General features: G+C 72.2%; 10 protein-coding genes. 3 read left to right on the top strand and 7 right to left on the bottom strand.

The window, feature by feature from the left end; all coding sequences use genetic code 11:
- Positions 1 to 15: 15 nt before the first annotated feature.
- The 6 genes from GSF02_RS17515 to GSF02_RS17490 form a co-directional block, all read right to left on the bottom strand.
- Entirely contained in the window at positions 16 to 219 is a 204-nt protein-coding gene (locus tag GSF02_RS17515) for a YbdD/YjiX family protein (protein WP_159798655.1), read from the bottom strand.
- A gap of 37 nt (positions 220 to 256) precedes the next feature.
- Complete coding sequence (locus GSF02_RS17510) at positions 257 to 2,521, bottom strand: carbon starvation CstA family protein (protein WP_159798654.1); 2,265 nt, start codon at positions 2,519 to 2,521, stop codon at positions 257 to 259.
- A gap of 215 nt (positions 2,522 to 2,736) precedes the next feature.
- Positions 2,737 to 4,491, bottom strand: a complete 1,755-nt coding sequence (locus tag GSF02_RS17505; RefSeq protein ID WP_159798653.1) for an ABC transporter family substrate-binding protein — start codon at positions 4,489 to 4,491, stop codon at positions 2,737 to 2,739.
- Between the two features lie 64 nt (positions 4,492 to 4,555).
- On the bottom strand, positions 4,556 to 6,754 hold the full coding sequence (locus GSF02_RS17500; protein WP_159798652.1) for an ABC transporter ATP-binding protein: 2,199 nt from the start codon (positions 6,752 to 6,754) through the stop codon (positions 4,556 to 4,558).
- Position 6,755: 1 nt separating this feature from the next.
- Positions 6,756 to 7,703 (bottom strand): ABC transporter permease, encoded by a 948-nt coding sequence (locus GSF02_RS17495; RefSeq protein ID WP_235915666.1) that lies wholly within the window; start codon positions 7,701 to 7,703, stop codon positions 6,756 to 6,758.
- Between the two features lie 13 nt (positions 7,704 to 7,716).
- The gene (locus GSF02_RS17490) at positions 7,717 to 8,721 is read right to left on the bottom strand and encodes an ABC transporter permease (protein WP_235915665.1); all 1,005 of its coding nucleotides are present in this window, start codon (positions 8,719 to 8,721) and stop codon (positions 7,717 to 7,719) included.
- Between the two features lie 500 nt (positions 8,722 to 9,221).
- On the opposite strand from GSF02_RS17490, the gene GSF02_RS17485 reads away from it, so the two are divergent.
- From GSF02_RS17485 to GSF02_RS17475, 3 genes are all read left to right on the top strand, one after another.
- Positions 9,222 to 10,193, top strand: coding sequence for a DMT family transporter (locus GSF02_RS17485; protein ID WP_159798651.1), 972 nt, complete (start codon positions 9,222 to 9,224; stop codon positions 10,191 to 10,193).
- 96 nt (positions 10,194 to 10,289) lie between these two features.
- Positions 10,290 to 10,739: an SRPBCC family protein gene (locus tag GSF02_RS17480; RefSeq protein WP_159798650.1), complete on the top strand. Its 450-nt coding sequence runs from the start codon at positions 10,290 to 10,292 to the stop codon at positions 10,737 to 10,739.
- A gap of 200 nt (positions 10,740 to 10,939) precedes the next feature.
- Complete coding sequence (locus GSF02_RS17475; RefSeq protein ID WP_159798649.1) at positions 10,940 to 11,536, top strand: DinB family protein; 597 nt, start codon at positions 10,940 to 10,942, stop codon at positions 11,534 to 11,536.
- 49 nt (positions 11,537 to 11,585) lie between these two features.
- Here GSF02_RS17475 and GSF02_RS17470 read toward each other — a convergent pair whose 3' ends face one another.
- Positions 11,586 to 12,398 carry a CPBP family glutamic-type intramembrane protease gene (locus GSF02_RS17470; RefSeq protein ID WP_159798656.1) on the bottom strand — a complete coding sequence of 271 codons (813 nt, stop codon included), beginning with the start codon at positions 12,396 to 12,398 and terminating at the stop codon, positions 11,586 to 11,588.
- Between the last annotated feature and the right edge of the window lie 87 nt (positions 12,399 to 12,485).

The following is a 12,485-nucleotide window of genomic DNA, read 5'->3' as shown; positions in this document are numbered from 1 at the left end:
CGCCGTCGCGCCGGGTCAGCAGCAGCGCGCGCCCGGGTCGGCGTCCTGCGCGGCGTACCGCTCGCGCCAGTACTCCCCCACGGTCGGCACGGGGGCACCGGGGTGGCGCCGGCGCAGGTGTGCGACGTACCGCTGGTAGTCGCTCTCCCCGGTCACGCCGGCCACGTACCAGGCGACGGCGCGCCAGCCGCGCCGCACCCGGTCGACGACGGTGGTCATCTGCTCGCTCCCTCCCGTGTCCCCGCGTGCCCCGGCGTCAGTGCGCCGCCGTGCCGACCGCCGGGCGCCGGGCGCCGTGCTCGGCGTCCCAGCCGGCCCACTCGGCCGCCACCGCCTTCTCGGCGTCCGTGGTCACCAGGCCGCGCGGCGCGAACCGCTGCGACGGCTCCGCGGGCTCCTCGGTCGTCGGCAGCCCGCCGGCGCGCACCGCCCTGACGATCACCCACAGGGCCGCGAGCGCCACCACGAGCACCAGCACGGCGAACACGATCGACAGCGTGCCCTGCACGAACGTGTTGCGGATGACCGCGTCCATCGCCTCGGGCGAGCCCGCCGTGCCGAACGACGTCTCCCCCGCGGCCCGGGCGTCCACGAACGCGCGGTGCTGGGCCCAGTACCCGATCGCCGGCACGGGGCTGAAGATCTTCTGCCACGACGCCGTCATGGTCACCGCGAGGTCCCACACGAGCGGCACGGCGGGGATCCAGGCCCAGCGCAGGTAGCCCTTCTTCACCACGACGACGGTGACGAGCGACAGCGCCATGGCGGCCAGCAGCTGGTTGGCGATGCCGAACAGCGGGAACAGCGTGTTGATGCCGCCCAGCGGGTCCGTGACGCCCATGAGCAGGATGGCGCCCCACAGGCCCACGACCACCACGGAGCACAGCCACGCGCCCACGCGCCACGACGGGTCGCGGAACCGGCCCAGCCCCTTCACGTTGCCCAGGGTGTCCGAGAGCATGAACCGCGCGACGCGGGTGCCGGCGTCCACCGTGGTGAGGATGAACAGCGCCTCGAACATGATCGCGAAGTGGTACCAGAAAGCCTTGAGCGCCTCCCCGCCGAGGAACGAGTGCAGGATCTCGGCCATGCCGAACGCGAGCGTCGGGGCGCCGCCCGTGCGGCTGATGATCGACTCCTCGCCCACGCCGTCGGCGGCGGCCTGGATCGCCTCCGGCGTGACCGGCGTGCCGCCCAGGCCGAGGGAGTTCACGTACTCGGCCGCGGTGCCGGGCTCCCCGCCGGTCAGCGTGGCCGGGGCGTTGAGCGTGAAGTACAGGTGCTGGTCGATCGAGACGGCGGTGACCAGCGCCATGATCGCCACGAAGGACTCGGTGAGCATGCCGCCGTAGCCGATGAGCCGCAGCTGGCTCTCCTTCTCCACGAGCTTCGGCGTCGTGCCCGAGGCGATCAGCGCGTGGAACCCGGACAGCGCGCCGCACGCGATGGTGATGAACAGGAACGGGAACAGGCTGCCGGCGAACGCCGGGCCGTCGCCGCGCGAGGCGAAGCCGGACACGGCCGGGGCCTGCACGGCCGGGGCGGCGACGAGCACGCCGACGGCGAGCAGCACGATGGTGCCCACCTTCATGAACGTCGACAGGTAGTCGCGCGGGGCGAGCAGCAGCCACACCGGCAGCACCGAGGCGAGGAAGCCGTAGCCCACCACGAGCCAAGCGATGGTGACCTTGTCGAGCGTGAAGGCGGCGGCGCCCCACGACGTCTCGGCCACCCAGCCGCCGGCCACGATGGCCAGCACGAGCAGCACGACGCCGATGACCGAGACCTCGACCACGCGGCCGGGCCGCAGGTAGCGCAGGTAGACGCCCATGAACAGGGCGATGGGGATGGTCATCCCCACCGAGAACACGCCCCACGGCGACTCGGCCAGGGCGTTGACGACCACCAGCGCCAGCACGGCGATGATGATGATCATGATGACGAAGACGCCGATCAGGCCGGCCACGCCGCCGACGGTGCCCATCTCGTCGCGGATCATCTGCCCGAGCGAGCGGCCGCGGCGGCGGGTGGACAGCCACAGCACCAGGTAGTCCTGGACGGCGCCGGCGAGCACGCCGCCGACGATGATCCAGATCGCGCCCGGCAGGTAGCCCATCTGGGCGGCCAGGACCGGCCCGACCAGCGGGCCGGCGCCCGCGATGGCGGCGAAGTGGTGGCCGAACAGCACCCGCCGGTCGGTGGGTGCGAAGTCCCGGCCGTTCTCGTGCTGCTCGGCCGGGGTCGCCCGGGTGTCGTCCGGGCGCACCACCCTGTACTCGATCAGCCGGGCGTAGAACCGGTACCCGATGACGTACGTGCCCACGGCGGCGACCACGAAGTACGCCGCGTTGACGTCCTCGCCGCGCACGAACGCCACCAGCGCCCAGGCGACGGCGGTGACCAGCGCGATCGCGGCGAAGAGCGCCTTCTTGCGGCCCGTCATCGGGCGGCGGTCGTAGACGGCGACGGGTGGGCGGTCCGGGTCGGTCCGGACCGTCTCGACGAGCTCGGGCGAGCGCACGGGGGCCTCCTTGCCACGGGGAACTGAGGTGCACGCGGCGCGGACGTCGTCGGCCTGCCGCACCCTCCAGCCTAGGCGGTGTGACGCTTTTGCGTGATCTGTGCCACGCGGCCGGGCGTCCGGGAGCTGTCGAGACCCGGGCGAGCGCGACGGCGGCCCGCCACCCCGAGGGGTGACGGGCCGCCGTCGTGCGTGCGTGAGCCCGGCTCAGCGCGTCAGCTCTGCCAGCCGATGTCCTCGGCGTTGAAGTTGAGGCGCTTGAAGCCCGAGGGGCCCCAGTTGGCCAGGCCCTGCTTCACGGCCCACTGCTCCGGGCCGTAGTTCAGCGGGACGGTGCCGTACAGCTCGAGGGCGACCTTCTCGGCCTTGTTCGCCGCGGCGATGGCCTCGTCGATGTCCTCGATGGTGCCCGGGACCTTCATGAGCTCGTCGATCTCGTCGGAGCCCACGAACGTGAAGTTCGAGCCCTCCGGCGGGTAGACCTGGCTGTACAGCTGCGAGCCCGAGGTGGAGTAGCTGTACGGGTCGGACGACGACCACGCCATGATCACGACGTCGTACTGGCCGCCGAGGATGACGTCCGAGAACTTCGAGGCGTCCTGGTTATCGATCTCGACCTTGATGCCGGCCTGCTTCTGCATCGCCTGGAAGGCGTTGGCGATCGCCGTCTGCGTCGCGTTGTCGCCGAAGTAGGTGTAGCGGATCTCGAGGGTCTTGCCGTCCTTGGCGTAGTAGCCGTCGTCGCCGAGCGTGAAGCCGGCCTCCTCGAGGGTGGCCTTGGCGTTCTCGACCGAGTACGCCGCCTCCTCGGGCATGTTGTCCTCGTAGCCGTCCTGGAACGGGAAGAGCAGCTCGGAGCCGGCCTCCTCCTCGGTCCAGTCGATGCCCTGGAACTTGATGTCCGAGAGCTGCTTGACGTCGGTGGCCTGGACGACCGCCTTGCGGACGTTGATGTCCTTGAGCGCCTCGGCCTGGCCGTTGAGCTCGAACACGCCGGTCTGGGTGGCGTACTGACGACGGATCTCGACATCGTCCATGGCGCGGACGATCTTGACGTTGTCAGCCGTGGTGACCTCGACCGCGTCGATCTCGCCGTTCTGGAAGGCGTTGATCTGGGCCGTCGGCTCCATCTGCTTGAAGACGACCTTCTCCAGCTTCGGCGCGTCGCCCCACCAGTTCTCGTTGGGGACGAACGTCACCTGGGTCTCGTCGTGCGACTCGACCACGAACGGGCCGGCGGCCAGCTCGTTGTGCGGCTCGTTGACCCAGCCCTGGGTGAAGAACTCGGGGTCCTTGTTCTTCGGGTGCTCCAGCTGCAGGAACAGGAACTGGTACGGGTAGAACGGCGTCTCGAACGTGACGACCGCCTGCTTCGGGCTGTCGCCCTGCTCGACCGAGGCGACCGAGTCGTAGCCGGAGGTCGAGGGCGGGTTGAAGCCCTCGTTCTTGCCCGACTGCGTGTACCAGGTGGCCTCGAACGCGGTCCAGTCGATGTCCGTGCCGTCGTTCCACTTGGCGTCGGGGTTGATGTCGTACGTGACCACCAGCGGGTCCTCGGACGTCACCTCGACGTTCGTGAGGTAGTCGGGGTTCGGCGTCGGCGTCCCGGCCACGTCGTAGGTCCACAGCTGCGGCTGGTAGAACTGCCACAGGTCGGCCATGTAGGCGGTGTTGCCGTCGGTCGAGAACTGGTTCCAGTTGGCCGTGACCTCGCCGATCGGCAGGGTCAGCGTGCCGCCGTCCTTGACGTTGTCCCGCTCCTGCGGGTTGTCGTACGCCTGGGCCGGGTCGGGCATCGGCAGCGTGCCCTCGTACGAGGACGGGATGCCGGACGCCGGCTGCTCGTAGTCGGTGCTGGCGGACGCGGAGGTGTCGTCGGACGAGCCGCCGGAGCTGCACGCCGTCAGCGCGAGCGCCAGGGCCGACACGACGACGGCCGCGCGGGCCCCCGTGGTGCGGATGGTCTTCATTGGTCTCCTCGAGAGGTTCCTGACGGTGGTGCGACCCCGAGGGGGTCGCGCGACCCACGAGGGGTCAGGCGCGGGAGGGGACCCGCACGTCTTCGGCCGCCGACGACGTCAGCGGGTAGTGGCACGCGGCGCCGTGGTCCGTGCCGGGCACGGCACCGGTGGCCAGGCCCGGCTGCACGGTGTCGCACAGCGTGCGCCTGTCGGCCGGCAGCGCCGCGCGCACCGGGCAGCGGCTGGCGAACCGGCAGCCGACGATCTCCTGCGCCGGGCTGGGCAGGTCGCCCTGCAGCACCACGCGCCGCCGCTGCCGCTCCAGCTGCGGGTCGGGCAGCGGGACGGCGGACAGCAGCGCCTGCGTGTACGGGTGGCGCGGCGCGGTGAACACCGCCTCGGTGTCGCCCTGCTCGACGACCTGGCCCAGGTACATCACCGCAGTGCGCGAGGAGATGTGCCGGATCACCGACAGGTCGTGCGCGACGAAGAGGAAGGCGACGCCCAGCTGCGCCTGCAGGTCCTCCAGCAGGTTGATGACGCCCGCCTGGATCGACACGTCGAGGGCCGAGACGGGCTCGTCGAGCACCACGAGGCGCGGCCCGACCGCCAGCGCGCGCGCGATGGCGATGCGCTGGCGCTGGCCGCCCGAGAACTGCGTGGGGAACCGGTCCACGTGGTCCGGGTTGAGCCCCACCAGCCGCATCAGCTCGCTGATGCGCTCGTTGGTCCTCGCCCTCGACCAGCCGTGCACCTTGAGCGGCTCGGCGAGGATGTCGTAGACGGGCAGGCGCGGGTCCATCGAGGACTGCGGGTCCTGGAAGACGATCTGCAGCTCGCGGCGCAGGGCGGCGCGCTCGGGGCGGGCCAGCTCGGCGAGGTTCTTGCCCAGCACGGCGACGGTGCCGCCCTGCGGCGCCTGGAGCCGCATGATCTCGAGCAACGTCGTCGTCTTGCCCGACCCGGACTCCCCCACGAGCGCCAGCGTCTCACCGGCGCGGACGTCGAACGTCACGCCGTCGACGGCCTTGACGGTGCCCGCGCGGCGGCGCAGGAAGCCGCCCTTGGTGAGCGGGAAGTGCTTCTTGAGGTCGGTCACCTCCAGCACGACCTCGCGCTCCTCGCGGGGCACGCCGTCGAGGCCGGACTCCGCCGCCTCGCCGACCGGGTAGACGTCCTCGAAGGTCAGCCCCTCGGCGACGATCTCGTCGACGCGCACGCACGCGGCGCGCTGGTCGACGCGGCCCGGGACCGGCGCGAGCGGCGGCTCGGCCGTGCGGCAGCGGTCCTCCACCAGCGGGCAGCGGTCGGCGAACGGGCACCCCACGGGCAGGTCGACGAGCGACGGCGGGTTGCCCTGGATCGGCACCAGGCGGCGGTTCTCGCCGCGGTCCGGCCGCGGCACCGCGCCGAGCAGGCCCATCGTGTACGGCATCGCCGGGCGGGCGAACAGCTCGTCCACCGGCGCCTGCTCCACGGGACGCCCCGCGTACATCACCAGCACGTCGTCGGCGACGCCGGCGACCACGCCGAGGTCGTGGGTGATCATCACGACGGCCGCGCCGGTCTCGCGCTGCGCCTTCTTGAGCACCTCGAGCACCTGCGCCTGGATGGTCACGTCCAGGGCGGTGGTGGGCTCGTCGGCGATGATCACGTCGGGGTCGTTGGCGATCGCGATCGCGATCATCACCCGCTGGCGCATGCCGCCGGAGAACTGGTGCGGGAACGACTTGAGGCGCTCGGCCGGGTTCGGGATGCCGACCAGGTCGAGCAGCTCGACGGAACGGTCGCGCACCTGCTTGCGCGTGAGGTCCTGGTGCAGGTCGAGGGCCTCGGCCAGCTGGTCGCCGATCGAGAACACCGGCGTCAGGGCCGACAGCGGGTCCTGGAACACCATCGCCATGTCGTTGCCGCGGTGCTTCGACATCTCCAGCTCGGTCTTGCCGAGCAGCTCCGTGCCCTTGAGCCGGATCGAGCCCTCGACGCGGGCGTTCTGGTCGAGCAGGCCCATGATCGACAGCGACGTCACGGACTTGCCGGAGCCGGACTCGCCCACGATCCCGAGCGTGCGCGCGGGCAGCAGGTCGAAGCTCACGCCGCGCACGGCGCGGACCGTGCCGGCCTCGGAGGCGAACGAGACGTGCAGGTCGCGCACGCTGAGCACCGGCTCGGTGGCCGGGGTGAGGCGGCCGGCGCCGGCCGGCAGCACGAGGCCCTCGGGCGGGGTGCCGTCCGGGTGGTCGCCGGTGGTGGTGAGGATCTGGTCGGTCATGTCAGGCCTTCCCGCCGGAGCGCGAGTGCGGGTCGATGGCGTCGCGGAGGCCGTCGCCGATGAGCTGCACCGAGAGCGTCAGCAGGATCAGCGCGACGGCGGGGGCCAGGAGCACCCAGGGCGAGGTCTGCACGACGCCCTGGCCCATCTGGAGGATGGTGCCGAGCGACGTGTCGGGCGCCTTGATGCCCAGGCCGAGGAACGACAGCGCGGTCTCGGAGTTCACCGCCGTGACGACGCCGAGCACGGTCTGGATGATCAGCACCGAGCCGAGGTTCGGGATGAGGTGGCGCCAGATGATCGTGAACGAGCGCACCCCCATGAAGCGGGCGGCGTGCACGTAGTCGAGCTCGCGCAGCGACAGCGTCAGCGTGCGCAGCACGCGGGCGTACCCGACCCAGCCGAACGCGGTGATGCCGAGGGTCAGCCACAGCCACCCGCTGGTGCCGGACGACGAGCGGACGATCATCGCGATGAGCAGGAAGCTGGGGATGACCAGCAGCATGTCGAGGATCCACATGCCGACCTTCTCGACCCAGCCCTCGAAGAACGCCACGGCGGTGCCGACGACGGCGGCCACCAGCGTGATCGCCAGCGACGACAGGATGCCGATCATCAGCGAGCGGCCGAGGCCGCGGACCACGAGCGCGAAGACGTCGGAGCCGCCCTGGGTGGTGCCGAACAGGTGCTCGCCGCTCGGCGGCGAGGCCAGCGACAGGAAGTCGGGCTCGTCGTAGCCCCACCTGGTCAGCGAGTCGCCGAAGAGCGCGAACAGCACGAGCAGCGCCAGCACGACGACCCCGGCGACCGCGGACGGGCGACGCAGGAACCGCCGCGTGTACAGCGCGAGGCGGCCGGTGCGGCGGACCTGCTCGCCCGTCGAGCCGACGTCGTGCGCGAGGTCCTTGCCCATCTGGGCGGTGGTGACGGAGAGCTCGGGATCAGCCATGGTCTCGGTCCTCTCAGCTCAGCCGGACGCGCGGGTCGAGCCAGGCCACGACGACGTCGGCGAGCAGGGCGCCCGCCAGCGTGCAGGCGCCCGCGAACGCGGCGATGCACACGGCGCCGTTGATGTCGTTCTGCTGGATGGTGGTGACGAAGTACCGGCCCAGGCCGTTGATGGCGAACACCGACTCCGTGATGACGGCGCCGGTGAAGACCGACGCGATGGAGAACGCCACGTTGACGGCCGTGGGGATGAGCGACGTGCGCAGCGCGTGCTTGCGGATCGCCTTGTTCAGGGGCAGGCCCTTGGCGCGGGCCGTGCGCACGTAGTCGGCGTTCATCGTGTCGAGCAGGTAGGTGCGCTGCGTCAGGTGGTACGTCACCGCGCTGATGATGGTCAGCACGATCGTGGGCAGCACGAGGTGCTGCAGGAAGTCCAGGAGCCAGGGCCCGAACTGCGAGCCCTCGTAGCTGTGCAGGCCGGTCACGTAGAACAGCCGGAAGCCGAGGCCCTTGTTGATCCAGATCGCGCCGAGCACCACGAACAGCGCGAGCACGGCCGTGGGGATCACCAGGAAGAAGGTGGCCAGGCCACCGAGCACGCGGTCCTGCCACCTGTACTGCCGGATCGCGGTGAAGACGCCGATGGCGACGCCGACGACGATCGACAGGATCGTGGCCAGCGTGACGAGCTGCAGGGAGGCGCCGATGCGGCCGGAGACGGCCGCGCCGACGGGGTCCTGGTCAGGGCTCAGGCCCCAGTTCCAGTGCAGGACGATGTTCGTCAGCCACCGCCAGTAGCGGCCGAGCAGCGGGTCCTCGTCGTTGATGTTCGCGGCCGTCAGCGACAGGTCGATCGACGCCTTGGGCGGGATCGGGTGGCGCGACAGGTAGTTGGACCGCGGGTCCATGAAGTACGAGGCGACGAAGTAGGTGAACGACACGGCGACGAACAGCAGCACCACGTAGTTCGCGAGCCGGCGCACGAGGAAGCGGACCATCAGGCGGGCCTGCCCCCGCACGCGGCGACGGGACGGTCACCGGCCGGCCGGGCCACGGCAGCGCTGACGCACCGCGGCGGGGTGAGGGCGAGACGCACGAGACGCATGGTCTTCCTCTGTGCTCGTCAGGGGTCCAGGACCCGAACTGCGGGCGACCCACCGGTGGAGCTCCGGCGGTGGCGCCCTGGGACACGACGGACCGCACGCTCGCCACCGCGCCGGGGCATCGGGGACCCTTAACGCACGGTTAACAAAACCTACGTTTCCGCCCGCCGACATTACCCCCGGTCAACAGTCACCCCGAGCCATCTCCGGCGTGGCGACCGGATTCCTCGCCGGAGGACCACCGCGTGGAACGGTGAAATCGCAGGTGAAATGCCGTCCGAGGGACCCTGCGGGCGGAAGATATCGATTCGATCACGAAGCCGTCCGGTGCCGGGTCGCCAGGCCGGCCGGAAAGCGGGCGGGCCGTCCGTTGCCCGGGGCAACCTCCGGCCTCCAGCGCGCCTACACTCGCCGCCATGGCAGCCCCCACGCCCCGCCCCTCCGACGCCCTCCCCGCCCGCGACCCGCTGAAGGTCCTCGGCGTCGTGCTCGCGGTGGTCGCCGGGTTCGGGGTCGCGCTGCAGAGCCGGGTCAACGGCACGCTCGCCGACCACCTCGGCAGCGGGTTCCTCGCCGCGTTCGTCTCCTTCGGCTCCGGTCTGGTGCTCCTGACGCTCGCCCTGCTGGTCTCGCGGCGCGCCCGCACGGGGCTGTCCGGCGTCGTGACGTCCCTGCGGGCGGGACGCCTGCGCTGGTGGGAGTGCGTGGGCGGCCTGGCCGGCGCGTTCCTCGTGGCCACCCAGGGGCTGACGGTCGGCACGCTGGGCGTCGCCGTCTTCATCGTGGCCATCGTGGCCGGGCAGTCCGTGAGCTCGGTGGTGGTCGACCGCATCGGGCTGGCGCCCGGCGGCGTCCGCCTCGTCACCCTGCCGCGCGCGGTCGGCCCGGCGCTCACCGTGGTGGCGGTCGCGATCGCGATGTCCGCCGGCATCGGCTCGGCCGGTGCCCTCGCGCTGGCCGTGCTGCCGCTGCTGGCCGGCGCCGGGTCGGCGTGGCAGCAGGCCGTCAACGGCCGGGTCCGGGCGGCGTCGGGCGGGGTCGTCGCCGCCACGTTCGTCAACTTTCTCGTCGGCACCGCGGCCCTGGCCGTGGCCCTGGGCGTCTCGGTGCTCGTGCAGGGCGCACCCACGGGCGCCTTCCCCACCAACCCGCTGCTGTACACCGGCGGCCTGATCGGCATCGCCTTCATCGCCATGTCGGCGGCGATCGTGCACCGGGTCGGCGTGCTGCTGCTCGGGCTCGGCATGATCGCGGGCCAGGTGGTCGGGGCGCTGCTGCTCGACGTCCTCTCCCCCGGCGCGACCCCGCCGTCGGCCGCCACCTACGTGGGCGCGGGGCTCACCCTGGTCGCGGTCGCGATCCCGGCCCTCCTCGACCGGCGGCGCTGACGCGCGCTGGGCGGCGGCGCCGGGCGTCGCGCGCCCTCGACCTGCGAGCGGGCCCGGGCCGGGCGACCGTGGAGGCTCCAGCGAGAGGAGCGATCCATGGCCAACGTCACCAAGGCGATCGACGTCGACGTCCCCGTGCGCACCGCGTACGACCAGTGGACGCAGTTCGAGGACTTCCCCCACTTCATGGAGGGCGTGGAGGAGATCCGCCAGCTCGACCCCACGCACACGCACTGGAAGACCAGCATCGGCGGCGTGACGCGCGAGTTCGACGCCGAGATCACCGAGCAGCACCCCGACGAGCGGGTCGCGTGGAACAGCACGTCCGGCACCGACCACGCGGGCGTGGTGACGTTCCACAAGCTCAGCGACACCCAGACGCGCGTCACCGTGCAGATCGACTGGTCGCCCGAGGGCGTCGTGGAGAAGGCGGGCGAGGCCCTCAACCTCGACGAGCGCCGCGTGGAGGGCGACCTCGAGCGCTTCAAGGCGTTCATCGAGAAGCGCGGCACCGAGACCGGCGCCTGGCGCGGCGACGTGAGCTGAGCCGGGCCCTCCCGGCCTGAGCCCCGCCGCGCCGCGGCGCCGGGCTCGCGAGCGTCCCGGTCCGTCGTCGTCCACCGCACCGACGACGACGGACCGGGACGCTCGTCGTCTCTCCCGGGGCGGGCCCTTGGCAGGACGGGCGCCGTCGGGCACGGTGGCCCCCATGGCGACGACGCCCGAGGGCACGGGACCCCGAGGACATGAAGGCGGTGCTGCACCGGCAGCTGCAGCACGGCCGCGACGCGATCGTGTGGAAGACCGAGGGCCTGGGCGAGCGGGCGCTGCGCCTGCCCCGCACCCCCACCGGCACCAACCTGCTGGGGCTGGTCAAGCACTGCGCGAGCGTGGAGATCGGCTACTTCGGCCTCACGTTCGGCCGCCCGTGGCCGGACGCGTCCGAGGTCCCGTGGCTGGCGGCGTGGACGTCCGACGCCCCCGACGCGGACCCGCAGGCCGACTGGTACGCCACGCCCGAGGAGTCCGCGGAGCACGTGCTCGGCCTGTACCGGCGGGTCTGGGCGTTCGCCGACGCGACGATCGCCGAGCTGCCCCTCGACGCGCCCGGGACGGTGCCGTGGTGGGGCGAGGACCGGCGGCAGACGACGCTGGGCGCGGTGCTCGCGCACGTGCTCGCCGACGTGCAGCGGCACGCCGGGCACGCCGACATCCTGCGCGAGGGCGCCGACGGCGCCGTCGGGCTGAGCCGCCGCAACGACAACATGCCGGGCTGGGAGGCGCAGGAGCGCGCCGCCTACGTGGAGAGGCTGCGCGGCATCGCCGAGGCGTTCGGCGACTGACGCGGCGCGGTACTGGCTGCGCGCCTACGGCGCGGTGCTGGCTGCGCGCCTACGGCGCGGTGACGAAGACGTCGAACAGCTCCGGGTGGTGGCCGTGCACCAGCACGGCGAACACCACGGCGTCGAACAGCAGGTGCACCGTGACCACGTAGCTCAGCGACGTGAACCGGGCGAAGATCCAGCCCTGCACCAGCGCGAACGGCACCGTCAGCCACGGCCCCCACTCGCGGTAGCCCAGCTCCCATAGGAACGACACGAAGATCGCCGCCTGCAGCACGTTGGCCACCTGCACGGGGAAGTGCCGGCACAGCAGGGCGAAGCACACGCAGACGAAGAACAGCTCGTCCCAGATGCCCACGGCGTTGACGCCGACGAACAGCCGGACGATCTCCTGCGTCCCGGCCAGGTCCGGCCAGTTGAGGTAGGCGCCGGAGCCGAGGAAGTACCAGGGCAGCACCAGGTAGCCGACCACCACCACGACGCCGAGGTAGACCCACTGCCCGCGCGACCAGCGTCGGCCCGTGCGCACGGGGAAGCGGATCGCGCCGCCCTCGCGCCGGTGGACCACCCAGCGCGACAGCGCCCACGGCACGGCCACGGCCCCGCCGAGCGCGACGGCGAAGCGCAGCATGCCGGCGTCGGACAGGTCCGCCTCCAGCGAGATCGCCGAGATGATCGCCAGGCCGGCGCCGACGAGCCCGAGGTCCTTGCCCAGCGCCCGGTCGACGGCGAGGCCGAGCAGCACGCCCGCCACCAGCGGCACGTACGCCACCGGCCGCACGTGCACGGCGAACAGCAGGACGGCGGAGGCGCTGACCAGCGCCGCGGCGGCCAGGCGCGCCGCGCCCCGCGGCGTCCGCAGGGCCGCGGGCCCCGGCCGTGCCCCGCCGCCGGCCCCACGGTCCGGTCCGGGGGCACCCGCGCGGGCGCCCTCCGCGCGGGAGGCGCC

The sequence above is a fragment of the Puerhibacterium puerhi genome (genome assembly GCF_009846865.1).
Lineage (GTDB): Bacteria > Actinomycetota > Actinomycetes > Actinomycetales > Cellulomonadaceae > Puerhibacterium > Puerhibacterium puerhi.
The sequence above is the reverse complement of the archived record's forward strand: the minus strand, read 5'-3'. Positions and strand labels throughout refer to the sequence as shown.